Raw genomic sequence first — 23,173 nt, forward strand, 5'->3', positions numbered from 1 at the left:
GGCCCCGGACGGGCGAAAGGCTAGGGGGCGGCGCCGCTCGCGATATCGGGCAGGCTGGCCTGATCGGCGCCATCGGCGGCGCCACCGGCGAGCACGAAGCGGCGGTCGCAATAGCCGCAATCGACATAGCCGTGCTCGTCGATCTCCAGCCAAACCCGGGGATGGCCGAGCGCGCTAGGCGTATAGCCCGGGCCCGAACGGATCGCATCGGCCCCGTCGCAGGCAACGCGGCGGTCGGTCACTCTGATAACTTCGGGCGGGGGTATGCTCATGAGTGGCGCGGTTACCGATATTGCGGGCGGCGTGCAACGGCCCTACGTGCCCCCCGCATGACCACGCCGCCCGCGATCCGCATCGACAACCTCGTCAAGCGCTATGCCGGAGTAAGGGGAGAGGAAGGCAAGCTGGCGCTCAAGGGCGTGAGCTTCGACGTTCCACAGGGCCAGATCTTCGGCCTCCTCGGCCCCAACGGCGCAGGCAAGTCGACCATAATCAATATCCTCGCCGGGCTCGTTACAAAAACCAGCGGGAGCGCTGAGGTGTGGGGCTTCGACATCGACGACCATCCGCGCAACGCCAAGCGCTCGATCGGCATTGTGCCGCAGGAGATCGTCTTTGATCCGTTCTTCACTCCGTTCGAAGTGCTGGAGAATCAGGCGGGTTTCTACGGTGTGCCGAAGTCCGAGCGCCGCTCCGAAGCATTGCTCGCGGCGGTGCACCTCAGCGACAAACGCGACGCCTATGCCCGCACGTTGTCCGGCGGTATGAAGCGCCGCCTATTAGTGGCGAAGGCGATGGTCCACTCGCCGCCGATCCTCGTGCTCGACGAGCCCACCGCGGGGGTCGACGTCGAGCTGCGCCGCCAGCTGTGGGAGCTCGTCACCCGGCTCAACCGCGAGGGAGTGACGGTGGTGCTGACCACCCACTACCTCGAGGAAGCCGAGCAACTCTGCGATCGGATCGCCATCATCAACCACGGTGAGCTCATCGCCGACAAGCCGACCCGCGAGCTCGTCGGAATGATGGGCGAGAAAGTGGTCGAAATCACAGTCGACCGCGATCTCGCCGCGCCTCCCCTCCACTCCGCCTTCAAGAAGAGCGAGAAGAAAGGCGACCGCACGGTCGAGATCACCTACGACAAGGACACGATCACCGCCGGGCAGGTGCTCGGCTTGGTGCAGGATCAGGGTTTCGTGATCGAGGACGTAACGACGCGCGAGGCGGACCTCGAGGATGTCTTCGTGAGCCTGACCAGTTCGGCCTAGCGGAGCATTCGGTCGCCGAGCCCGGCATCGCGCACATACTGCACAGTCCAGTGGTGCGGCATGCTTTCCTCCATCGGCGTTGAACAATGCCGGCAACGGCTGACCGTCCCACCGTGGATATGGCGCACGGCCTTGGTGTCGACGCTATGCCGACCCAACGCGCACGCGAAATGCGCAATCTTCATATGTCACGACCCTTCCCGTCCCTGTCCCCTGCCAGTTGCTCGCTAACCTTCAGAACGAGAGCGTAAAGATCGTGTCGGCGAACCGTTCATTTATTGCCGCACGTTGATGAATTTGGCAGCCCTTGCGGCCTGTCGAGCGCAAGGGCATGAGGCCGCATGACCGTTCCCCACGATGTCATCGTGATCGGCTCAGGCGCCGCGGGCCTTACGGCCGCGCTGGCGCTTGCCGAGACGCGCAAGGTGCTGGTGCTCGCCAAGGGCTCGCTCACCGGCGGCAGCACCGCGTGGGCGCAGGGCGGCATCGCCGCGGTGCTAGACGCTGGCGACACCTTTGAAGATCATATCCACGACACCATGGTGGCCGGCGCAGGTCTCAACCGCCGCGAGACGGTCAAGCACGTGATCGAGAATGCCCCGGCGTCGATCGCCCGCCTGGTGGAACTGGGCGTGCCGTTCAACGAAGCCAGCGGAGCGCTGCACCTGACCCGCGAGGGCGGGCACAGCCACCGGCGCATCGTCCATGTGAACGATGCGACCGGCTGGGCGGTGCAAGAGGCGCTGCTGAGGGCGGCCGAGGCCAGCCCCAACATCACCCTGCTCGCACACCGTGCCTGCATCGACCTCATCACCGGCCGCAACGCGGAGAAATACTCTGGCTCGGGCCGGGTATGGGGCGTTTATGCGCTCGACGAGTCAACCGGCCAGGTGGAAGCGCATGTCGCGCGTGCGACGATCCTCGCCACCGGCGGCGCGGGGCGGGTGTACCAGTTTTCGACCGCGCCGCGCGGGGCGACCGGCGACGGGATCGCGATGGCGTGGCGGGCCGGCGCGCGCGTCTCCAACATGGAGATGATGCAGTTCCACCCCACCTGCCTCTATAATCTCGAGACCAAGAACTTCCTCATCACCGAGGCGGTGCGGGGGGAGGGCGGTCTGCTCAAGCACCCCGAGACCGGCCATCGCTACATGCCGGACTACGACCAGCGCGCGGAGCTCGCCCCGCGCGACGTGGTCGCCCGCGCCAACGACGACCAGATCAAGCGCTTCGGCCTCGACTACGTGCACCTCGACATCAGTCACCAGCCGCCTGAGTTCGTGCGCGAACACTTTCCAATGATCCACGAGAAGCTGCTCGGCCTCGGCATCGACATGACCGCTGGGCCGATCCCGGTGGTCCCGGCTCAGCACTACACTTGCGGCGGGGTGCTCATCGGGCTCGACGCGCGTACCGATCTGCCGGGCCTGTGGGCCGCGGGCGAGTGCACCGAGAGCGGCCTCCACGGCGCCAACCGGCTCGCCTCAAACTCCCTGCTCGAATGTTTCGTCTTCGGCGAGGCGGCGGCGGAGGACGTCCTCGCCCAGTGGGATAACCTCGACCGTCCGCCCCCCATTCGCGAATGGGACGAAAGCCGGGTGACCGATTCCGACGAGGAGGTGGTCATCAAGCAGAACTGGACCGAAATCCGCCGGATGATGTGGAACTACGTCGGCATCGTACGCACCACCAAGCGGCTGGAGCGCGCGCGCAACCGTATCGAGCTGCTAGGGCAGGAGATCGAGGACTACTACGGCAGCTTCCGTGTCACCACCGACCTCATCGAACTCAGAAACCTGCACCGGTGCGCCGACCTCATCGTCCGCAGCGCGCTCGCCCGTCACGAGAGCCGCGGCCTGCACTTCACGCTCGATTATCCCGAGACCGATCCAATCGCCCGCGACACGGTGCTGGTTCCCTAACTGTTTGACTTGAGCCGACGCGGCTCTAGCCTCGCCGCCGAGGGAGAGGGCAATGGCTACTGCGATACCGGCGGGACAAACCGCGGGCGAGACCTTTCTCGGGCAGCCGAAAGGCGTCGCCTTCCTCGCGATGACCGAGGCGTGGGAGCGGTTCAGCTTCTACGGCATGCGCGGGCTGCTCGTGCTCTACATGGTGCAGGAGCTGCTGCTCCCCGGACGGATCGAGAACGTCGCCGGGATGGGCGCCTTCCGCACATGGGCCGAGGGGTTCTTCGGCCCGATGAGCACGCAGGCCTTCGCCAGCCAGACCTTCGGCCTCTATTCGGGATTCGTCTATTTCACCCCGATCTTCGGCGGGCTGATCGCGGATCGCTGGCTCGGCGCGAAGAAGACCGTGATGATCGGCATCCTGCTGATGACGCTCGGCCACTTCGCGATGGTGTTCGACGCCAGCTTCCTGCTCGCGCTGGTGCTGCTGGTGCTCGGCTCGGGCTGCCTCAAAGGCAACATCGCCGCGCAGGTCGGTCATCTCTATCGGCCGGACCAGGAAGCCGAACGAACCCGCGGCTACACGATCTTCTCGACCGGCATCAACATCGGCGCCACGCTCGGCCCGCTCGCCTGTGGTCTGGTAGCCCAGATCTACGGCTGGCACGCGGCGTTCGGGCTTGCAGGCGTGATGATGGTGGTCGCCGCCGGGTTCTACTTTGCCGGCTGGCCACATTTCATGGACGATCGCCCCGACGGTAAACGCAAGGTCCATCCGCCGATGCAAGGGGGAGATTGGACCACGGTCGTGCTGATCGCCTTCGTCCTGTTGCTCAGCTTCGGGCAATTCCTGTCGTACGATCAAACAAGCAACGTCGGGCTCATTTGGGTGTCGGAGCAGGTCAATCTCGTGACGCCGTTGGGCAAAGTGCCCGAGGCATGGTTCACTGCCGAAGACGCGTTCGCATCGATCGTGATCGTCCCGGTCCTCATCGCGCTTTGGCGCTGGCAAGCCAAGCGCGGGGGCGAGCCGCATGACACTGGGAAGATGGCGACCGGGGCGGTGGTGATGGCCGGTTCGGTGCTGGCGATGGCGGCGGGTGCCTGGCAGGCGGAAACCGCCGGCAAGGCGTCGATCCTGTGGCCGACGCTGGCGTTCTTCCTCTCCGGTGTCGCCTTCATGTTCTCGTGGCCGGTCATGCTCGCACTGGTCTCGCAGCGCGCGCCTGCGGCGGTCGGCGGCGTGCTGATGGCTTCGGTCTATCTGACCGGATTTCTCACCGGGATCATCTCGGGCTGGATGGGCCGTTTCTACGAGCCCATGGGCGCGACGCGATTCTGGCTGATGCACGTGGCGATCAGCCTGGCGGGAGCGGCCCTGTTATGGTTTCTCGGCCCGATACTGCGACGAAGAATGGATGCGCTCGATGCGCGAGCGAAGGAGGCATTGGCATGACGCAGGTCCAGGCGAACGGAATCACCATCGAGTACGACGACCACGGCGATCGCGCCGCGCCGCCGATCCTGCTGGTGATGGGTCTCGGCGCGCAGATGACGCTGTGGCCGCAGGAACTGGTCGACGCGCTGGTCGAGCGCGGTTTCCGGGTGATCCGCTACGACAACCGCGACATCGGTTTGAGCCACAAGTTCGAAGGCGCCAAGGCGCCCGGTATGGTGAAGATGCTGCTGCTCAGCCGGATTGGTTTCAAGCCGCGCGTGCCGTACACTCTCGCCGACATGGCCAAGGATGGCATCGGCCTGCTCGACGCGCTTGGTATCCAGAAGGCGCATATCGTCGGCGCCAGCATGGGCGGGATGATCGCGCAGCACATGGCCTTCAGCCATCCCGAGCGGGTTCTCAGCCTCACCTCGATCATGTCGACCACCGGCAACCACAAGCTTCCCGGGGGGACCAAGGAAGCGATGTCGGTGCTGACTAAGCGTCCCGAATCGATGGATGAGGATGTGCTGGTCGAGCACGGGCTCAAGGTATCCCGCGCGATCGGCAGCCCGGGTTACGCCATGGATGAGGACAAGGCGCGCGAGCGGACCCGTGCCTTGCTCAAGCGCAGCTTCTACCCCGCCGGAATGCCGCGCCAGTTCGCCGCGATCGTCGCCGACGGCGACCGCCGCGAGCGGCTGCGCAGCGTCAAAGCGCCGACGCTGGTGATCCACGGCGAGGCGGACCCGCTGGTGCCGCTACCGGGCGGTGAGGACACCGCGAAAAGCATTGCCGGTGCGAAGCTCAAGACCATCCCCGGAATGGGCCACGACCTTCCGCTCGAGCTGGTCGACGAGATCGCCGATGCGGTCGCCGAACACGCCCGCGCGGCCAGTACGCTACCCGCCTGAGCTAGCGTTCGACGATGCCGGCGATCAGGCCGCGCTCGAGCGCTTCCCCGGCCGGAACGTACCAGTTGTAGAGCGCCTTCTCGAGCAGTTCGTCCATCTTGACCGAGGTCCCTTCGATCAAACGCTCGAAGTTGCCTTTCTCGAGCTCGATGCCGCTTTCGAACTGATGGATCATCGACTGCAGCTTGGGCAGATGCGCGCGGATCGGTCCATCCAGCTCGATCGTCTGCTGCAACTGGCGGCAGTGGATCAGCAGGGTGGTGTCGGTATCGAGATAGCGGTCCTCGGGCGGGAAGGCGGCCATGAAAGTGCACCCCGCTGAATAGACCACCGTCTTTCCCACGAACACGATTCGCCGGCCCTTCAGTCGTTCGCGGGCGGCGTCGACCTCGACAATCATCCGCCGCGCCATCTCTGGGTCGCCGCCCAGCGTGGTCATGTCGATGATCAGCGGACCATCGGCTTTCTCCGCATTTTCGAGCGCTTCGCGCAGCTTGCAGGCCATGGCCTCGTCGACCGGGCCGACGAGGGATATGTCCGCTTTGGCTGTCACCTCGGGTTTTTCTTTTTTACGATCGTCGCGTGCCATCGGTCCTACCACTGATTGACTGTCAGGGACTCAAGGCAGGGCGCCGCGGTTCGTTCCGCTTCTCACCTTTGTTGCCACGGCAAGAGAGTTGGCCTGCCCTCCCCCGCAAAATATTTTTCACCGGGTCCATTTTGACTCTTGCGCACCTCGCGAGTGGTGAGTTTCCGGCGCGTCGCGGCGTTGCAGCAAGCTAATACAGCGGCTCTCAATCAGGCCGATCAAGGTTAATCGCCCGTTGACCCTATTGCGCCGGAGTCGTTGTTGATTCACTATCCATATGGTTGGTGACCGAGGGGGACCCACAAGACCTAGTTTTCGCGCCTCCGCGTACCCATATGCGGCGGGCAGGAAACTGCGGCCCTGTGACTCGCGAGTAGGCCCGTCTGGGGAGCGATCTGGGGAAAAGTAATCCCCCCTCGTTCGCCGGAAAATGATAGTCCGGGTGCTTCGGCCCCGAATCGAACGAATGCGGAACATCGGGGTCGGGAGCCCCGGCCTTCCCAAAGCGAAAGATGGACGGGGCAAGATGGATTTCAGAACTGGGGACGAGGCGGCCATGGGGCTCGAAGAGACGACTGCGGAAGCGATCGAGACCAGCGAAACGGTACCCTCCAAGCGCGCGGCGGTGAAGATGGAACGAGCGGACAAGGGCAGCGAGGCGCTGGTCGCCGACATGGCAAGTCAGGCGATGGGTGCCGCGATGGTCGAGGCGGTGAAGGCCGCGTCGACTAAGGACGACGACAGCAAGAAGATCGCCGATCGGCGCTTCAAGGTCGTCACCGACGAGTCGCGCGATGTGCTCCTCACCGACTTCGGCAAGGAAACGCTCGACGACCGCTACCTGCTGCCCGGGGAGACGTACCAGGACTTGTTCGCCCGCGTCGCCGATGCCTACGCCGACGACCAGGATCACGCCCAGCGGCTCTACGACTACATCTCCAAGCTGTGGTTCATGCCGGCGACCCCGGTGCTGTCCAACGGCGGCACCAATCGCGGCCTGCCGATCAGCTGCTACCTCAACTCGGTCTCCGACAGCCTCGAAGGCATCGTCGGCACCTGGAACGAGAACGTCTGGCTCGCCAGCCGCGGCGGCGGCATTGGCACCTACTGGGGCAACGTGCGCGGGATCGGCGAGCCGGTCGGCCTCAACGGCAAGACCAGCGGCATTATCCCGTTCGTCCGCGTGATGGATTCGCTGACATTGGCAATCAGCCAAGGCTCGCTGCGGCGCGGCTCAGCGGCGTGCTACCTCGACGTCAGCCACCCCGAGATCGAAGAGTTCCTCGAGATCCGCAAACCTTCGGGCGACTTCAACCGGAAGGCGCTGAACCTCCACCACGGGGTGCTGATCAGCGACGCGTTCATGGAAGCGGTGCGCGCTGGCGACGAGTGGAAGCTCACCAGCCCCAAGACCGGCGAAGTGCGCGCCACGGTCGACGCTCGCAGCCTGTTCCAGAAGCTGGTCGAAACCCGCCTCGCCACCGGCGAGCCCTACATCGTGTTCTCCGACACGGTGAACCGGGCGATGCCGCGCCACCACCGCGAACTCGGGCTCAAGGTCTCCACCTCGAACCTGTGCAGCGAGATCACCCTGCCGACCGGCGTCGACCACCTCGGCAACGACCGCACCGCCGTGTGCTGCCTGTCGTCGCTCAACCTCGAAACCTGGGAGCAGTGGGAAGGCGACAAGACCTTCATCGAGGACGTCATGCGCTTCCTCGACAACGTGCTACAGGACTACATCGACCGCGCGCCCGACGAGATGGGCCGCGCCAAGTACTCGGCCATGCGCGAACGCTCGGTGGGCATGGGCGTGATGGGCTTCCATTCCTTCCTCCAGATGAAGGGCATCGGTTTCGAAAGCCCGATGGCGAAAGTGTGGAACCTGAAAATGTTCAAGCACATCGCCGCCAAGGCGGAGGAAGCAAGCATGGTGCTCGCCGAGGAGCGCGGGCCCTGCCCCGACGCCGCCGACGCGGGCGCGATGGAGCGCTTCAGCTGCAAGATGGCGATCGCGCCGACCGCTTCGATCAGCATCATCTGCGGCGGCACCAGCGCCTGCATCGAGCCGATCCCGGCGAACATCTACACCCACAAGACCCTGTCGGGCAGCTTCGTGGTGAAGAACCCATACCTGGAAAAACTGCTCGACGCGAAGAGCAAGAATTCGACCAACGTGTGGAACTCGATCCTCGAGAAGGGCGGCTCGGTCCAGCACCTCGACTTCCTCACGCCCGAGGAGAAGGCGGTCTACAAGACCAGCTTCGAGATCGACCAGCGCTGGCTGCTCGAATTCGCGGCCGACCGCACGCCGTTCATCGACCAGGCGCAAAGCCTCAACCTGTTCATCCCGGCCGATGTCGACAAGTGGGACCTCGCGATGCTCCACTTCCAGGCGTGGGAGAAGGGCATCAAGAGCCTCTACTACCTGCGCTCCAAGAGCGTGCAGCGGGCCGGGTTCGCCGGCGGAGTGGAGGCGGACAACACCGCCGAGCCCGCCAAGTACGAGCTGCCGACCACCGACTACGACGAGTGCTTGGCCTGCCAGTAAGCTAGCGTGGAAAACGACAGTAAAGGTGAGCCGCCGACAATCGTGATCGGCTGGACCGGCTTGCTAATAGCTTTCGCCGTTATGGGCACCGCAATCGCTGGCATCGTTCTTCTGCCCGAGATGCTCGGGCTGGATTTGAGGTGCGGCAACGGCGAGTTGGCCGGACGGCGCACGCGCTTTGCCGAGCTCGTCGGATGTTCGCTCGCCGCCGGTCCCAAAGGTTGGTTCTACCTCGGGGTGGAATGCGGCGCCGCTGATAATCTTCGCCATCTGGTTGCGCGGCAAGCTTAACGCGCCGCGCGGTTAGCCGCCGCACATGCCGATATCGGCTGCGCGGCGACCAAAGAGGGGGAGGCCTACTCCGCTTCCTCGACGAAGTTGGCCGCGTTGGCGGCAGTTGCACTCAGCCGCACCTGATCGCCCTCGACCTCGGCCACCAACCCCAGCGGGATCGTGTGGTGGTGGCCCGAGTGCGCGCCGCCTTCGGCGCCTTCGATCTCGACCGACGAATCGGCCTTGGTGAGCTTGATGTGATCGCCTTCGACCCGATCAACGGTGCCGACGTGGACGCCGTCGGCGCCGATCACTTCCATGTGTTCGCGGATATCGCTGCGTTCGGTCATGTTACTTCCCTTCCGGCGTGTAGGTTTCGCGGTCGGCCGACTGGGCCCAGCGGTCGGGGCGCTGCTGCGCCTCTTCCTGCTCCATCTGCTCCTGCCCGCCGTTCGCGGTCTCGCCGGCGAAGGCGCCCATGCGGTCGGGGTGCTCGGGAGCGTCGCCTTCGATCGCGCGATCGCCGCCGGCCTCGGCCGCCTGGCCCTGCTCCTGCTGCCCGCGCGACGGCAACTCGCCCTGCTCGGCCTGGGCGCGCAGGCGGGCGCCGTCTTCGCGGAAGCCGGTGCGCGGCGGCTCGCCGGGGGCGCGGTGGCTGCTCTGGGTGACGTCGCGAGAATCGTCGGGTTCGTATTCGGACATGGCTGGTCTCCTTGTGAAGGAAAAGCGGCCGGCGCGCGCGAAGGTTCCGCGAAACCAATACGCCCCTCCGGATGGCCGGAGGGGCGCGAGGGTGCGGGACGGTGCCCCGCGAAAAGGGGAAAAACGGAAGCACCGCCCCGCGTTTTCCCTCACTGCGACCGGGTGGGCTCGATCCGGTCCCGGCCGTTAACGTTTCAACGCCTTGCCGCGCGCGCGGTTCCCCCGTGGCGCAGCGGAACAAAAAGCGATCATCGACAGCGTTATCCCCGCATGAATCGGCCGATTTGCCTTCGGAATTCGGGGCCTATCGCTTATATCGGAGGTTCGCGCGGATTGGCTGCGCGTCAGGCCAGGAACACAAGATGTCGCTGCTCGAAGCCCGCAAGTCATACAAGCCCTTCGAATACCCGTGGGCCTACGAGTTCTGGAAGCGCCAGCAGCAGGTCCACTGGCTGCCGGAAGAAGTGCCGCTGGGCGAGGACTGCCGCGACTGGGCGCAGAAGCTCTCCGATCACGAGCGCAACCTGCTCACGCAGATATTCCGTTTCTTCACGCAGGCCGACATCGAGGTGCAGGACTGCTACCACGACAAGTACGGCCGGGTGTTCAAGCCGACCGAGATCAAGATGATGCTGACCGCCTTCTCCAACATGGAGACGGTGCACATCGCCGCCTACAGCCACCTGCTCGACACGATCGGCATGCCGGAGAGCGAGTACGGCATGTTCCTCGAGTACGAGGAGATGAAGGCCAAGCACGATTACCTGCAGCAGTTCGGCGTCGACAGCGACGAGGATATCGCCCGCACGCTCGCCATGTTCGGCGGCTTCACCGAAGGGCTGCAGCTGTTCGCCAGCTTCGCGATGCTGATGAACTTCCCGCGCTTCAACAAGATGAAGGGCATGGGCCAGATCGTCAGCTGGTCCGTGCGCGACGAGAGCCTCCACTGCGAAGGCATCACCCGCCTGTTCCACGCGTTCGTCGCCGAGCGCGGCTGCCTGACCAAGGCGGTGCGCGAGGACATCATCGACTGCTGCCAAAAGACCGTGCGGCTGGAAGACGCCTTCATCGACCTCGCGTTCGAGCAGGGGCCGGTGCCCGGGATGAGCGCCAAGGAGATCAAGCGCTACATCCGCTACATCGCCGACTGGCGGCTGGGCCAGCTCGGCTTCCAGCCGATCTACATGGTCGAGGACCACCCCCTTCCCTGGCTCGCCCCGCTATTGAACGGGGTGGAGCACGCCAACTTCTTCGAAACCCGCGCGACCGAGTATTCGAAGGCCGCGACCAAGGGCAACTGGGGCGAGGTGTGGAACACCTTCGACACCCGCCGCAAGGCCAAGGCCGGCGAAGGCGCGAACGACGTGGGCGCCGCGGGCGACGAGGGGCCGGGGCTGTTCGGGGATGACGCCGGGAGCGTGGCGGCGGAGTAGCTCTAATCTAGTGCTTCTCTTAATAGCTCTAGGTGGCGCATTAAGCGGTCGTATGAAACTGACGTGACCTCGCCAACAAACCTGAGCTCTGCCCTACAGTTTTGCCCGAGGGGCAGCGTAATTATCTCGCCTGGTCCATCGTGCATCCGCTCAGGCTGAGTGTCACGTGTCTCGGGCTTGGGAACTCTTACCTCTGCACTATCAGTCTCATCATCCCCGCGCTGAGGTTCAGAAGCCATTGTTGGCCTCGATAATTCCGGAAGTGACGACAGAGTCTCCCTCAACACGCTAACGAGTTCGCTGGCTCCTGTCTGTGAAAAGCCTAGTTGCCGCACTAGGAATGCATGGACGGGAGCATCTGACTTCGGAAGCTCGCCGTCGAATGGGAAAGCACTTGGGAGAAGGCTTCTGGCTGGTTAGCAGCCCGATGAACCGCTTCGACGTACTCCTCATCATTCATCGGCTGCAAAATGCGCATCGCCAAATCGCTTATGCGCATGTCGCCTCGCAACCCATCGACCAATCCAAACTGCCTAAGCGATCCTAGGGAGCTTGCCGCAGCGCCACTGGAGCTATTAGAGTAGCCTAGGACCTCTGCAGCGGTATCGACATCAATCTGGCGCGCTGCCGGGGGCTTACATCCAGTCGGAGCCGCTCCTCATCGCCGTCGGGGCGGATGCGATTCACGATGGCGAGAGTGCCGCCGTAGTGGATTTGTGGCTCCCGCGCCGACGCGCGCGCTTGGGGCTTGTAAGCACTTTCCGCCATTTGAGGCGCATGGCCTCCTTTTGCATTCGCGGCCGATCACCAAGATGCTTGTTACAGTGCTGATGGCAGACGACGAGATTGTCGTCGCAATCGCCCCCACCAAGGCATCGCGGGGTCAAATGCTCGATGCTCCGACGTTTGTTGGGCCGCTTCGGCGAGTCAGGCATTGCCCTTCCGCACATCCAACAATCTGTCCCATCGCGCAGGAGAAGCCGCGCGATCGTCGCGCGTTTCCACCTACCTGATCGTCGCCACAGGCCCATGAGCCGCAGTATGCGCACCAAAGGTTGCCTGTAGGAAAACGCTTTCTTGCTTCCTCAACACCACCCACCCCTGAACCCGCCGTCATAGCCCCGCGCGCCGCCGTGGGCGGTCATCCAGTCGGCCAGCCGGTCCTCGCTGCCACCCGGCGCGGCGCGTTTGACGATGGCGAGGGTGCGGCCGTAGCGGTCGGTGGGCTCGTCGAGGCGGGTGGTGATGCGGAACGGACCGCGGTTGAGCCAGGCCTGTAGCGCGGCGGTCGAGGCTTCGGCCTGGGCAGCCTCGGCGGGGCAGCGGGCGTCGACCTCGGCGGTGTCGATGCCGGTGACGCGGAACTTCTCGGCGCCGATCTTGAAGGTGTCGCCGTCGATCACGCAGTGCCCGAACCGGCCGCGCCCGCAGCGGTTGAATGCCCCTGCCACTTCCTCCGGATCGCTCTGCAGGAAGCCGGGCGGCTCGTAGAACCCGGCGCTCTGGTGGATCGCCACCACCGTGCCGAACGCGATCAGCAGGAGGAACGGGCGCGTCTCGCTGAACGCCTGGCCCCAGCTCTTGCGCCGCTGGCGGAAGCGCGCCGGGCGCACCCGAGCGAACCGTGGCCGCGCCGCCAGTGGAAACAGCGCGAACGCCACCTGCCCCGCCAGCCCGATCGCGCCGGGCGGCCGCGCGAGGCCGGCGAGCCATTCGCGCGGGGCTTGCCCCGTCGCCAGGCCCAGCAACAGCTCGGCCCCGAGCAGCATCGCGAAGGCCAGCGCCCCCATCGCCAGCGCGGCGGGAGCGGACCTGATCGCGCGGCGGTGGGTCTGCCAGTGCGCCGCCAGCCAGCTCGCCGTCAGCATCACCGGCAGCTCGGCCAGCACCGCCGCCGTCTCGCCCACCCGCGGGGCGAGCCACAGCACGCGCACCGTCCCCAGCGCGAAGCCGAGCACGAAGATCGCGGCGAAATAGACCGCGGCGGCCCGGGCGATGCGCAGTGCTACACTCACCCGCGCGGCCTAGCATGGCCTCAACCATTTTTCTCCGCCGCGCTTCGTGCCATACCCCGCGCGGGTCGCGTGGGAGAGGGAGGTTTCCCGCATGACCGCAGGCCTGAAGCAAGGTGGGCTCGGCCGCCGCGCGCGCAATGTCGAGGAGACGGTGATCAACTTCACCGCGCTCGGCGACTTTCCGCCCGTCCGCTTCCGCCCGCTGGAAAGCGCGCCGGGCGACGTGTTCATCACCTGCTGGGCCAAAAGCGGCACCACCATGATGCAGCAGATGTTCCACCAGTTGCGGATGATCGCCGCCACTGGGGCGGGCGACATGGATTTCGACGACATCAGCCGGATGACCCCGTGGGAGGACACCGCGCCGGTGATCGATTACGATCCCAACGGCCCGCAGCGCGCCGATCCACGCGGGTTCAAGAGCCACCGCGAGTACGAGCGGCAGCCCGCCGGGCGGCGCTACGTCGTCACCCTGCGCGACCCGAAGGAGACCTACGTCTCGTTCCACCGCTTCTTCGATGGCTGGCATTTCGAGCGCGGCGCGGTGACCCTCGAAGAGTTCTTCCCGCTGTGGATGACCGGCGGCCCGGGCGGGTGCGACTATTTCACCCACCTCTTGAGCTGGTACGCGCGGCGCGACGAGCCCGACACGCTGCTCGCCACCTATCGCTGGGCGGTGAAGAACCGGCCGGCGATGATCCGGCGGCTCGCGGCGTTCATGGGGATCGAGCCGAGCGAGGCGATGGTCGCCGAGGTCGAGCGGATGACCGCCCGCGAATTCATGTACGCGCACAAGGACAAGTTCGACGACGCGATGGTCTCCGCCGCGCTCGAGGCCAAGCTCGGCATTCCCGCCGACAGCGATTCGACCAAGGTCCAGGCCGAAGCCAGCCAGGCCGCCGCCCTGCCCGCCTCGATCGCCGCGCAGATCGACGCGCTGTGGGCCGAGCGCGTGGCGCCGGCGACCGGGCACGCCGACTTTGCCTCGCTCGCCGCGAGGTGGACCGGGCGGCCGCCGGCTAGGCCCAAACCGTTTTCCTACAAGCGGCAAATCTGCTCCATCCTCGTCGATGGACAAGACACCCAAGCCCCACCGGCACCGCCGCCGCCGCATCCCGGCCTTCCACCCCGTTCCCGTTCGCCCGCGCGGCGACGGGTGGACGCACGAGCGGCAGGCCCAATTTATCGGCATGCTGGCGCAGACCGGATCGGTAGCCGCTGCGGCCGAAGCGGTCGGGATGCGGCGGGAAAGCGCCTATCGCCTGCGCCGGCGCCCCGGCGCGGCGGGGTTCGCGGCGGCGTGGGACGCGGCGCTGGGCAAGGACCATAAACGCGTAAATCTGGCCTCGGAGAAAGCCACAGGGATCGATCCCGCGCGGCGCTTCGCCAGCGGGCTGCTCCAGGTCAAAGTGTACTGCGGCCGGTTCCGCGCCATCCGCCGTAAAGCGGACGACAACGCGCTGCTGCAGCACCTCGCCCGGCTCGACCGCGCCAAGATCGACTGGTGAGCCGGGCGCGAACTTTAAACCGGCATCGAGCGGTGCACGGAAAGCCTCACCGGTCGAAGCCGATCGCTTCCTCGAACCGGGGCACCAGCGCTTCCCAGAATTCCACGTTGTCGATGAATAGCGCGCGGCTGAGCCCGCCATCGTCGAGGTCGAGATCCATCTCGAGAATCGGATCGTCCTCCTTGTCGAGGAAGGCGCGGCCGAAGCGCTGGCTGCGGTTCCACTCGTTGATCGCGTTCAGCGAGACGCCGTCGTGGTCGTAGCCGGCGTGGAATTGCACCGTGGCGCACTCGCGGTTGTCCTTGCAGTTGTAGAACAGCACCTGGAAAGCGGTGCCGTCGACCGCGCTGCCGATCATCGGATCGCCGACTTTGTCGGTGCCGAGCTCGGCGCGCAGCCCGTACGCCTGCAGCGCCGCGACGACGCTCGCCGGATCCTGCGCCCGGACCATCGCGGAAGCTGCCGTCTGCGCCTGCGCCGCCGCCGGCAGCGCCAGCCCGATCGCCGCGGCCGCGAGGGCCGCCGTGGTTCTGCTCATATCCTCCTCCCCCGTCTTTTGGCGCGAGTGTGGCGCAAGCCGCGCGCCTGTCAACGGCGGCGCGGCACGGCCGGCGCGCTCGGGCGTTGGACCGGCGTCATGCCGTCCGCCGTCGTCCGCCGCTACGCCTACCGCCGCGAGCTGGCCGCGCTCGATGTCGAGTTCGTCAGCGGGCGGGTCTATCGCTACCTTGGCGTGCCGCCCGACCTGGCGGAGGAGATGCGGCAATGGCGCGCCAAGGGCGTGTTCCTCAACCGCACGGTGCGCAACCGCTTCGCCTTCGAGCATTTGCCCGAGTGGCCCGGACCGGACGACCCGCCGCTCGCCTGATACTTGGCAAGTTTGCGGGTGGTTACAGCGGTTTGGCGCAAACGAGTCCCGATATGGCGCACAGTTCGGAACCGGCGTCCCGCCCCGCCGCTCTCCCCCTGCGCCCGCCAACGAGCGGGCACAGGAAACCAAGGAAGAGGATAGCGACATGAACGAGCGCAACGATAACAACCGCAGCCAGCAGCAGGGCCAGCAAGGTCAGCAGGGCAACCAGTTCGCCCAGGTCGGCCAGGGCGGCTCACAGGGCGGCGGCCAGTTCGAACAGGGCGAAGGCCAGTCGGGCTCGCTGCAGGACCAGCAGGGCGGCAGCACCGGCCAGTCGGGCTACGGCTCGGGCAGCGAAGGCGGCGCCGGCAGCCAGGGCGACTTCGGCGAGGACCAGGGCGGCATGGGCGACGGCAGCCGTCAGTACGAGCAGGACCAGTCACGCGAGCAGCGCTCGCCGGGCGCCAGCGACGAAGATGACGAGCTTGGCACCGCGCGTGACGATTCATTCGGTGGCGATCGGCAGGGCGGCTCCGGCGCCTGAGCCTCGCACGGACCATCCGGCGCGGCCGCTCTTCCTCACGGAAGGGCGGCCGTTGCGCATGCGCGGCGTGCGCCCCATCTGAGGCGCCAGATCAACAGGAGTACCCGATGCGCACCGAAGCCGAAGTCGCCGCCATGCAATGCCCCGTCTGCCGGGTTCCGCTCGCGATGAGCGACCGCCAGGGGATCGAGATCGACTATTGCCCGCAGTGCCGCGGCGTGTGGCTCGACCGCGGCGAACTCGACAAGATCGTCGAGCGCAGCGCGCCGCAGGCGGTCGCGCCGGCGCCGGCGCCGAACTACACGCAGCACGGGGGCCATTCGCACGGCGGCTATGGCCACGGCAGCCATTCCAAGCCCTACAAAAAGAAGCGCAGTTTTCTCGACGAACTGTTCGACTGAGCGTGCCGCGCGGTTGCCGGATGGCCGGAACAACCGCGCGCGCCGTTCGCTCTACGGGCACCCAAACATTTGTAACCCAAGGGACGCCCACATGGACAACGACGACTACACCCGCACCGGCACCAGCCAGGGCTCGAGCAACTTTTACGACAACGACACCGCGAGCACCGGCGACACCGCGACGCTCAACACCCTCACCGCGACGCTGATCGATTCGATCGACGGCTACCAGAAGGCTGCCGCCGACACGACCAACCAGCGCTTCGCCGAGATGTTCAACGCCCGCGCGCAGGAGCGCCGCCAGGCCGTCACCCAGCTGCAGGCGGTGGTCGCCCAGCTTGGCGGCAACCCGGAAGCCGACGGCAGCACGACGGCTGCCATCCACCGCGGCTGGATCAACCTCAAGGAAGCGGTCGTCGGCCGCGACGACGAGGCGATCGTCAACGAAGTCGAGCGCGGCGAGGATTACCTCAAGGCCAAGTTCGAGGCCGCCCGCAACAACGCCGACCTGCCCGCCGAAGCGCGCGCGGCAGTCGAGGAAGCGTGGACCTCGGTCCGCGCCGGGCACGACGAGATGAGCCAGCTCAAGCACGCCATCAGCTGATCGGTTGACCGTTCAGGAGGGCGGCGCGTCGCAAGGAGCGCCGCCTTTTCCTATGCCGCTCAGGCTTCGACGGGCGGCGGATCGGTAAGGCCCGCCACCCGCGCATAGGATGCGCTGTCGAACATCTCGAGGTAGCGGATCGCGCGCCCTTTCCACACCGTCCAGACATCCACCTTGGGCGTGCTCATCTCGCGCAGCGTCCGGCGGTGACGCCAGCGCACGCGGCCGACCCATACCACACGGTCCCCATCGGCGAGCACCGCTTCAGTGCGGGTGGTCAGCAGCTCCCAGCTCTCCGCGATCGCCGCCCAGTAGCCGATCACCGCGCCCTTGCCGTAGAACGGTCCGCTCAAGCGGTCGGCCGGGAACTCGCGCTCGAGCACCGAGTGAAACTCGATGCCGTCGTCCATCAGTTCGAAGAATGCGGCGGGCGTAGTGCCCCCGCTCGCGCCCCATGCGTCGTAGGCAGCCTCAAGGCGCTGCCGGAAATCAGTGTTCACTCGCGACCCGTCTTGTTGCCGGTTATGCCAATCGCCTAGCCGCGAACCTGACTTTCAGCAACCGGCAGCAGGCGCTTTCCACCTGATCCCGCGCGCGCTAAGCGCCGCGGCCACCGCTACGAGGAACTCCGATGGACGCCGATACCCAGGCGATGCTGGCTAAGGCCGAAGTGCTGATAGAGGCGCTGCCGTATCTTCAGCGCTATGCCGGTCGCACTTTTGTGGTGAAGTACGGCGGCCACGCGATGGGCAATGCTGACGCGGCGCGGGACTTCGCACAGGACGTCGTCCTGCTCCAGGCGATCGGCATTAACCCGGTCGTGGTCCACGGCGGCGGGCCGCAGATCGGCGCCATGCTCAAGCGCCTGGGCGTGGAAAGTACCTTCATCGACGGCCTCAGAGTGACCGACAAGAAGACCGCGGAAATCGCCGAAATGGTCCTGTCCGGAGCGATCAACAAGGAACTGGTCGGCTGGATCGCCCAGGCGGGCGGCAAGGCGCTCGGCGTCTCGGGCAAGGACGGCGGAATGGTCACCGCCACCAAGGTCGAGCGGACGGTCAAGGACCCCGAGAGCAATATCGAGCAGGCGATCGACCTCGGGTTCGTGGGAGAGCCTTCTGTTATCGACGTGACCCTGATCGACACCGCGGTCGCCGCCGGCATGATCCCGGTGATCGCGCCAATCGGGGCGGGTGACGACGGCCACACCTACAACATTAATGCGGACACGATGGCCGGCGCGCTGGCGGCAGCGCTCGGCGCGGCGCGGCTGTTCCTTCTCACCGACGTGCCGGGAGTCCTCGGCAAGGACGGTGCGTTGCTGACTGCCCTCAACCCCGCGGACATCGCCGCCCTTCAGGCCGACGGGACGATTAGCGGCGGGATGATCCCCAAGCTCGAGACGTGTGTCCACGCGGTCGAGGCCGGGTGCGAGGCGGCGGTGGTGCTCGACGGCCGCGTCCCCCACGCCATGCTGCTCGAGTTCTTCACCACACGCGGGGCGGGCACGCTCATCCGTGCCGAGTGACGCGTATTATCTGATTGATACACCGCCCGGCGCTCGGCTAGAGGCGGGCTGACCAGCAACCCGAGGACACGATGGACGCCCTGATCCAGATTTTCATCATGCTCGCGAACACCGCGAACATGCTCGTCATCATCTGGTTCATCATCGGGCTGTTGTTCAGCTTCAACGTGATCGGGCGCGACAACACTTTCTTCGTGGCGGTGCACGACGCTATCGCCCGGCTGTTCGAGCCGCTGCTGCGGCCGATCCGCCGGGTGCTGCCCGATACCGGCGCGATCGACTTCTCGCCCATGGTCCTGCTCTTGCTGATCTACGCGGTGATCATCGTCCTCGAAAGCCTGCGGCCGATCTGATGAGCGCGGAGATTATCGACGGAAAGGCGTTCGCCGCGCGGCTGCGGGAGCGGGTCGGGACCGCCGCGGCAGAGTTCGAGCGTGCTGCGGGCCGAAAAGCAGGCCTCGCGGTGGTGCTGGTCGGTGACGATCCGGCCAGCCAAGTCTATGTGGCGTCAAAGGGTAAGGCGACGATCGCCGCGAACATGGCGAGCTTCGAGCACAAGCTGCCCGGCGACACCGCGCAGGAAGATCTCGAAGCGCTGGTCCGTCAGCTTAACGCCGACCCGGCGGTCGATGGCATCCTGGTCCAGCTGCCCCTACCGTCGCACCTCGACGACAAGGCGATTATCGCACTCATCGATCCGGTGAAGGACGTCGACGGGCTGACCGACGCTAACATTGCCGCACTTGCCAACCAGCGGGCGGGACTGTTTCCGTGCACGCCGTTCGGCTGCATGATGCTGCTCCAAGAGCGGCTGGGCGACTTGTCCGGCAAGAACGCGGTGGTGATCGGCCGCTCGCAGCTCGTCGGGCGGCCGATGGCGCAACTGCTGGTCAACGCCAACGCCACCGTCACGATAGCGCACAGCCGCACGCGCGACCTTCCCGAGGTCGTAAGCCGCGCCGACATCGTGGTGGCAGCGGTTGGCCGGCCAGAGATGGTCAAGGCCGATTGGATCAAGCCCGGCGCAGTCGTGATCGACGTCGGCATCAATCGTCTCGAGCCCGAACCGGGCGCCGCCAAGGGCCGGCTGGTCGGCGACGTAGCGTTCGAAGAAGCGCGTCAGGTCGCCGGAGCGATAACCCCGGTCCCCGGCGGCGTGGGCCCGATGACCATCGCGGTGCTGCTGCGCAACGCGCTGGTCGCCGCGCACCGGAATGCCGGGGTCCCGCTTGCGGCGGACGCACTCTAGGCTAGAACGGCGGGCATGATCCGTTTCGCCGCCGCCGCTCTTGTCGCTGCCACTCTCGCCGGGTGCGCCTCCACGCCACGGGAACCTAGCGACCCGCGAGCCCGCCGACTGGTCTCGCGCGGAGAGCCGAGCACGGTGATCGCCGCCGAGCTCGCCTTCGCTCGGGAGGCGCGCGAGAAGGGAACCTGGACGGCGTTTCGCAAGTGGTCCACATCGGACGCGATATTTCCCGAGCCCAAACCCGTAAACGTTCAGGCCTCGCTTAAGGGCGTGCCCGACCCTGCGCAGCCGATTGTCTGGGGACCCGACGCGGTGTGGGTCAGCTGCGACGGCAGCTTTGCGCTTTCGACCGGCCCGGCATCGTATCCCAGTGGCCGCAAAAGCCGCTTCGCGACGATTTGGCAGCGGCAGGACGACGGCGAGTACCGCTGGGTGATCGACCAGGGCTTCGACCTCGAAGCCGACTATGCGACGCGCGAAATGATCTCCGGCCGGAGCGCAGACTGCGCCGCCGGCAGCCGCTCGTTCCGTGACCGCCGCGCTCGGCGTGCCCGCCGGGGGGAGGCCTGGCAATCCGGCCGCTCCGACGACGGCACGTTAACGTGGACGACCCAGTTCGCGAGCGATTGCCGCCGCACGCTTACCGTCACCGCGCTGCAGGGCGGCACGATGACCGAGGTCTTCCGCCGCACTTCGAGCGCGCCGCCCGTCCCCGCCGGGGGCACAGCGCCCACCTGCTGACATGGTCGAGCTGTTTCTCTCTGCCTTCGTCACGCTGTTCGTAGTGATTGACCCGCCGGGGTGCGCGCCGATCTATGCCGGGCTGACCAAGGGCGCGACCCCGGCGCAATCCCGCGCGATGGCGCTGCGGGCATGCCTGATCGCGGGCGCCATCCTCGTCGTCTTCGCGCTGTTCGGCGAGGACCTCCTCAACGCGCTCCACATCGAGCTCGACAGCTTCCGCATCGCAGGCGGCATCATGCTGTTCCTGATCGCCCTCGACATGGTGTTCGAGAAGCGCACCCAGCGCCGCGAGGCGCGCGCCGAGAAAGTGGCAGCCGAAAATGCGCTGACCGCGGAGGTCGACGACGTTTCGGTATTCCCGATGGCGATGCCCATGCTCGCCGGGCCGGGCGCGATCGCTTCGGTCATGCTGCTCACCGCCAAAGCGCAAGGCTGGGAGGGTACGCTCGTCGTTCTCGGCGCATTGGGCGCGGTACTGGTGCTGACCCTACTCGCGCTCGTCGCTGCCAGCCCGCTGATGCGGCTGTTCGGCGCCAGGGTCGAGGCCGTCATCACCCGGCTTCTCGGCGTGCTGCTCGCGGCACTCGCGGCGCAGTACGTGATCGACGGCTTGCGCGAGAGCTTCGGTCCCTAATCAGCCCGCCGTAGGACGATCGAGCGCACGCAGCAGCACCATGAACTTCTCGTCGACAATGACGGGAAATACGCGCTTCAGGTCGCGCCCGAGAGTGGCGCGGGCTTCCGGCCTTCCAGACTGGACCGGCGCTTCCCACTCGTAGATCGTGCAGTCCATTAGCCCCCGCTTGCGCGCCGCGTTGCGCGCTATTGCAGCGTTACCCGACCTTCGACCGGATCGGAGCGGCCGAAGAATTGCATGAGCTGGATGAGCAGCTCGCATCGTTCCGAAAGGGTGCCGGCCTCGAGCAGCGCCTGCTTGGCTGCGGGGTCGAACGGGGCGATCTGGCTCACTCCGTCGATCAGGGTGCGGTCGTCGAGCCGGGCCACCGAGTCCCAGTCGACGAGGTATCCCTGCGCTTCGGCAAAGGCGCGAGCCTCTTGTTCGAACCCAGCGCGTTCGACGCTCGCGAGCGCGGCATGCTCGTCTTCCAGCAGCAGGTCGGCCTCGACCTGCCGGAACGGCGTCACCACTTCTAGCTCACGCCGCACCCGGAAGCGCGCTTCGCCGGCGAGAACGATGTTGTAGCGCCCGTCGTCGAGCGCCTCGACCTCGTCGATCTTGCCGACGCAGCCGACGTCATAAAGCGGTGCTCCGTCCGCCGCGGTCTGCGGCTGGATCATCGCGATGCGCCGGTCGCGCGCGAGCGCGTCACCCACCAGCGCGCGGTAGCGCGGCTCGAAGATATGCAGCGGCAGGTGCAATCCCGGAAAGAGGATCGCACCGGGCAGGGGGAAGATGGACAGCCGCGTCGGCATCGTCAGCCGAACAGCACCGTCGACAGCTTGCGGCGCATGGCGACGGTCCACGGATCCTCAAGGCCGACGGCTTCGAACATCTTCACCAGGCGAGCCCGCGCGGCTCCCCCGTTCCATTCGCGGTCGGCGCGGATCATGGCGAGCAGGGTTTCCGCCGCGGCATCGCGCTCGCCGGCGGCGAATGCTGCCTCCGCGAAGGCCATTTGCGCGTCCATGTCAGCCGGGCGTTCGGCGGCCGCGGCGCGCAGGGCCTGCAACTCGCTATCGTCGACCTTGTCGCCCGCTAGCTCGAGCGCGGCCAAGGCTGCGGTCAATGTGGGGTCGGCCGCGAGCTTCTCATCGAGCCCCGCGGCATGGGCCTTCGCCTCGTCGGTCCGCCCCGCGGCGAGTAGCGCGCGGATCAAGCCGGAATAGGCGGCCGCGTGCTCGGGCACCATCTCTATGACCTGCTGGAAGATCCCAGCGGCGCGCTCGCCGTCGCCTTCCGCGAGAATTCCTTCGCCCATCGCCACGAACTCGCTCACGTCGGGACCAGCCTCCTCGCCGGCGCCCAGGGGCAGTTGCGCGAGAAGCTGGTCGAGCATGGCCTTCAACTGCGATTCGCTCCGCGCATTGGTCAGGTCGGCAACCGGTTGGCCCTGGTACATCGCATAGACCGTCGGGATCGAGCGCACCTGGAACTGCGCCGCGATGAACTGTTCCTCGTCGACATTGATCTTGGCCAGCACCACGCCCTTGTCGGCGTATTCCGCCGTGACTTTCTCCAGCACTGGGGTGAGCGCCTTGCACGGACCGCACCATTCGGCCCAGAAATCGAGCACGACCAGCTTGGTCATCGACGGCTCGACGACGTCGGCACGGAAGCGGGCGACCGCCTTTTCTTCTTCGAGGTTCAGCCCCATGCTGGCCACGTATCGGTCCCCTTGTGCGTTGTTGAAGTGCGGTTGCGCACTGCCCAATGTGGGCGTTCGCAGGCGTTTGTGAAGCGAAAAGGGTGCCGCGCGTTTTGCGCTTGCGGCGCATCTGCGCTGTTGCTAGTTGGCCGCCTCCCCGGCTCGGCCCTGTGCCCGGCCGAACGCCAGTGAGCGGGCGTAGCTCAGGGGTAGAGCACGACCTTGCCAAGGTCGGGGTCGAGGGTTCGAATCCCTTCGCCCGCTCCATTTGCCTGTTCCGACGTGCAAGTCCCTGGTGTCGGGGTGCGCCGGCTCTCCCATTGCA

The 23,173-nt window shown here is 66.3% G+C and carries 28 protein-coding genes and 1 tRNA gene; 17 read left to right on the forward strand and 12 right to left on the reverse strand.

What is annotated here, in order from left to right; genetic code table 11:
- Positions 1–20: 20 nt before the first annotated feature.
- On the reverse strand, positions 21–272 hold the full coding sequence (locus tag ACWPM1_RS00325) for a zinc-finger domain-containing protein (protein WP_455692861.1): 252 nt from the start codon (positions 270–272) through the stop codon (positions 21–23).
- A gap of 57 nt (positions 273–329) precedes the next feature.
- Here ACWPM1_RS00325 and ACWPM1_RS00330 point away from each other — a divergent pair, with 57 nt between their 5' ends.
- Positions 330–1,265: an ABC transporter ATP-binding protein gene (locus tag ACWPM1_RS00330; protein ID WP_455692862.1), complete on the forward strand. Its 936-nt coding sequence runs from the start codon at positions 330–332 to the stop codon at positions 1,263–1,265.
- On the opposite strand, the gene ACWPM1_RS00335 is transcribed toward ACWPM1_RS00330, so the two are convergent.
- Positions 1,262–1,450: a hypothetical protein gene (locus ACWPM1_RS00335; protein WP_455692863.1), complete on the reverse strand. Its 189-nt coding sequence runs from the start codon at positions 1,448–1,450 to the stop codon at positions 1,262–1,264. The two genes, ACWPM1_RS00330 and ACWPM1_RS00335, sit on opposite strands and share 4 nt — an antisense overlap.
- A 156-nt stretch (positions 1,451–1,606) precedes the next feature.
- Between ACWPM1_RS00335 and nadB the strand changes: the two genes are divergently transcribed.
- The 3 genes from nadB to ACWPM1_RS00350 are packed head-to-tail and all read left to right on the forward strand — an operon-like array spanning position 1,607 to position 5,527.
- Positions 1,607–3,187, forward strand: a complete 1,581-nt coding sequence (nadB, locus tag ACWPM1_RS00340) for an L-aspartate oxidase (protein ID WP_455692864.1) — start codon at positions 1,607–1,609, stop codon at positions 3,185–3,187.
- A gap of 52 nt (positions 3,188–3,239) precedes the next feature.
- Entirely contained in the window at positions 3,240–4,631 is a 1,392-nt protein-coding gene (locus tag ACWPM1_RS00345; protein ID WP_455692865.1) for a peptide MFS transporter, read from the forward strand.
- A complete protein-coding gene (locus ACWPM1_RS00350; RefSeq protein WP_455692866.1) occupies positions 4,628–5,527 on the forward strand; it encodes an alpha/beta fold hydrolase in 900 nt (299 codons plus the stop codon). Before ACWPM1_RS00345 ends, ACWPM1_RS00350 begins: the two co-directional genes overlap by 4 nt.
- Position 5,528: 1 nt before the next feature.
- Here ACWPM1_RS00350 and ACWPM1_RS00355 read toward each other — a convergent pair whose 3' ends face one another.
- Positions 5,529–6,080, reverse strand: coding sequence for a peptidase S14 (locus ACWPM1_RS00355; RefSeq protein WP_455692867.1), 552 nt, complete (start codon positions 6,078–6,080; stop codon positions 5,529–5,531).
- A gap of 562 nt (positions 6,081–6,642) precedes the next feature.
- On the opposite strand from ACWPM1_RS00355, the gene ACWPM1_RS00360 reads away from it, so the two are divergent.
- On the forward strand, positions 6,643–8,667 hold the full coding sequence (locus tag ACWPM1_RS00360; RefSeq protein ID WP_455692868.1) for a ribonucleoside-diphosphate reductase subunit alpha: 2,025 nt from the start codon (positions 6,643–6,645) through the stop codon (positions 8,665–8,667).
- Between the two features lie 63 nt (positions 8,668–8,730).
- On the opposite strand, the gene ACWPM1_RS00365 is transcribed toward ACWPM1_RS00360, so the two are convergent.
- From ACWPM1_RS00365 to ACWPM1_RS00375, 3 genes are all read right to left on the reverse strand, one after another.
- Complete coding sequence (locus tag ACWPM1_RS00365; protein ID WP_455692869.1) at positions 8,731–8,952, reverse strand: hypothetical protein; 222 nt, start codon at positions 8,950–8,952, stop codon at positions 8,731–8,733.
- Positions 8,953–9,023: 71 nt separating this feature from the next.
- Positions 9,024–9,290, reverse strand: a complete 267-nt coding sequence (locus ACWPM1_RS00370; protein ID WP_455692870.1) for a DUF2171 domain-containing protein — start codon at positions 9,288–9,290, stop codon at positions 9,024–9,026.
- A 1-nt stretch (position 9,291) separates the two neighbouring features.
- Positions 9,292–9,642, reverse strand: coding sequence for a hypothetical protein (locus tag ACWPM1_RS00375; RefSeq protein WP_455692871.1), 351 nt, complete (start codon positions 9,640–9,642; stop codon positions 9,292–9,294).
- Positions 9,643–10,004: 362 nt separating this feature from the next.
- On the opposite strand from ACWPM1_RS00375, the gene ACWPM1_RS00380 reads away from it, so the two are divergent.
- Complete coding sequence (locus ACWPM1_RS00380; protein WP_455692872.1) at positions 10,005–11,075, forward strand: ribonucleotide-diphosphate reductase subunit beta; 1,071 nt, start codon at positions 10,005–10,007, stop codon at positions 11,073–11,075.
- A gap of 1,085 nt (positions 11,076–12,160) precedes the next feature.
- Here ACWPM1_RS00380 and ACWPM1_RS00385 read toward each other — a convergent pair.
- The gene (locus ACWPM1_RS00385) at positions 12,161–13,090 is read right to left on the reverse strand and encodes a thermonuclease family protein (RefSeq protein ID WP_455692873.1); all 930 of its coding nucleotides are present in this window, start codon (positions 13,088–13,090) and stop codon (positions 12,161–12,163) included.
- A gap of 91 nt (positions 13,091–13,181) precedes the next feature.
- On the opposite strand from ACWPM1_RS00385, the gene ACWPM1_RS00390 reads away from it, so the two are divergent.
- The gene (locus ACWPM1_RS00390; protein ID WP_455692874.1) at positions 13,182–14,420 is read left to right on the forward strand and encodes a sulfotransferase domain-containing protein; all 1,239 of its coding nucleotides are present in this window, start codon (positions 13,182–13,184) and stop codon (positions 14,418–14,420) included.
- Positions 14,421–14,644: 224 nt separating this feature from the next.
- On the opposite strand, the gene ACWPM1_RS00395 is transcribed toward ACWPM1_RS00390, so the two are convergent.
- Positions 14,645–15,136, reverse strand: coding sequence for a YbjN domain-containing protein (locus tag ACWPM1_RS00395; protein ID WP_455692875.1), 492 nt, complete (start codon positions 15,134–15,136; stop codon positions 14,645–14,647).
- Between the two features lie 99 nt (positions 15,137–15,235).
- Between ACWPM1_RS00395 and ACWPM1_RS00400 the strand changes: the two genes are divergently transcribed.
- The 4 genes from ACWPM1_RS00400 (at position 15,236) to ACWPM1_RS00415 (ending at position 17,000) form a co-directional block, all read left to right on the forward strand.
- On the forward strand, positions 15,236–15,466 hold the full coding sequence (locus tag ACWPM1_RS00400) for a KTSC domain-containing protein (protein WP_455692876.1): 231 nt from the start codon (positions 15,236–15,238) through the stop codon (positions 15,464–15,466).
- Positions 15,467–15,614: 148 nt separating this feature from the next.
- The gene (locus ACWPM1_RS00405; protein ID WP_455692877.1) at positions 15,615–15,995 is read left to right on the forward strand and encodes a hypothetical protein; all 381 of its coding nucleotides are present in this window, start codon (positions 15,615–15,617) and stop codon (positions 15,993–15,995) included.
- A gap of 107 nt (positions 15,996–16,102) precedes the next feature.
- Positions 16,103–16,396 carry a TFIIB-type zinc ribbon-containing protein gene (locus tag ACWPM1_RS00410; protein ID WP_455692878.1) on the forward strand — a complete coding sequence of 98 codons (294 nt, stop codon included), beginning with the start codon at positions 16,103–16,105 and terminating at the stop codon, positions 16,394–16,396.
- Between the two features lie 91 nt (positions 16,397–16,487).
- Complete coding sequence (locus ACWPM1_RS00415; RefSeq protein WP_455692879.1) at positions 16,488–17,000, forward strand: ferritin-like domain-containing protein; 513 nt, start codon at positions 16,488–16,490, stop codon at positions 16,998–17,000.
- 59 nt (positions 17,001–17,059) lie between these two features.
- Here the strand turns inward: ACWPM1_RS00415 and ACWPM1_RS00420 are convergent, their stop codons facing one another.
- Positions 17,060–17,500: a nuclear transport factor 2 family protein gene (locus tag ACWPM1_RS00420; protein WP_455692880.1), complete on the reverse strand. Its 441-nt coding sequence runs from the start codon at positions 17,498–17,500 to the stop codon at positions 17,060–17,062.
- Positions 17,501–17,631: 131 nt separating this feature from the next.
- Between ACWPM1_RS00420 and argB the strand changes: the two genes are divergently transcribed.
- The 5 genes from argB to ACWPM1_RS00445 all read left to right on the forward strand — a co-directional run bounded on the left by argB (position 17,632) and on the right by ACWPM1_RS00445 (position 21,155).
- A complete protein-coding gene (gene argB / locus ACWPM1_RS00425) occupies positions 17,632–18,528 on the forward strand; it encodes an acetylglutamate kinase (protein ID WP_455692881.1) in 897 nt (298 codons plus the stop codon).
- A gap of 71 nt (positions 18,529–18,599) precedes the next feature.
- Positions 18,600–18,881: a YggT family protein gene (locus tag ACWPM1_RS00430; RefSeq protein ID WP_455692882.1), complete on the forward strand. Its 282-nt coding sequence runs from the start codon at positions 18,600–18,602 to the stop codon at positions 18,879–18,881.
- Positions 18,881–19,777 carry a bifunctional methylenetetrahydrofolate dehydrogenase/methenyltetrahydrofolate cyclohydrolase FolD gene (gene folD / locus ACWPM1_RS00435; RefSeq protein ID WP_455692883.1) on the forward strand — a complete coding sequence of 299 codons (897 nt, stop codon included), beginning with the start codon at positions 18,881–18,883 and terminating at the stop codon, positions 19,775–19,777. The genes ACWPM1_RS00430 and folD overlap by 1 nt, the downstream gene beginning before the upstream one ends.
- Before the next feature lie 15 nt (positions 19,778–19,792).
- The gene (locus ACWPM1_RS00440; RefSeq protein WP_455692884.1) at positions 19,793–20,518 is read left to right on the forward strand and encodes a hypothetical protein; all 726 of its coding nucleotides are present in this window, start codon (positions 19,793–19,795) and stop codon (positions 20,516–20,518) included.
- Between the two features lies 1 nt (position 20,519).
- Positions 20,520–21,155, forward strand: a complete 636-nt coding sequence (locus ACWPM1_RS00445) for a MarC family protein (protein ID WP_455692885.1) — start codon at positions 20,520–20,522, stop codon at positions 21,153–21,155.
- Here the strand turns inward: ACWPM1_RS00445 and ACWPM1_RS00450 are convergent, their stop codons facing one another.
- From ACWPM1_RS00450 to ACWPM1_RS00460, 3 genes are read right to left on the reverse strand one after another with little or no spacing between them, the layout of a single operon-like run.
- On the reverse strand, positions 21,156–21,314 hold the full coding sequence (locus ACWPM1_RS00450) for a hypothetical protein (protein ID WP_455692886.1): 159 nt from the start codon (positions 21,312–21,314) through the stop codon (positions 21,156–21,158).
- Positions 21,315–21,343: 29 nt separating this feature from the next.
- On the reverse strand, positions 21,344–21,955 hold the full coding sequence (locus tag ACWPM1_RS00455; RefSeq protein ID WP_455692887.1) for an LON peptidase substrate-binding domain-containing protein: 612 nt from the start codon (positions 21,953–21,955) through the stop codon (positions 21,344–21,346).
- 2 nt (positions 21,956–21,957) lie between these two features.
- On the reverse strand, positions 21,958–22,857 hold the full coding sequence (locus tag ACWPM1_RS00460) for a tetratricopeptide repeat protein (protein ID WP_455695087.1): 900 nt from the start codon (positions 22,855–22,857) through the stop codon (positions 21,958–21,960).
- Between the two features lie 183 nt (positions 22,858–23,040).
- Between ACWPM1_RS00460 and ACWPM1_RS00465 the strand changes: the two genes are divergently transcribed.
- Positions 23,041–23,115: transfer RNA gene (locus tag ACWPM1_RS00465), tRNA-Gly, on the forward strand.
- Positions 23,116–23,173: the final 58 nt, after the last annotated feature.

The organism is Tsuneonella sp. HG249 (genome assembly GCF_053819205.1).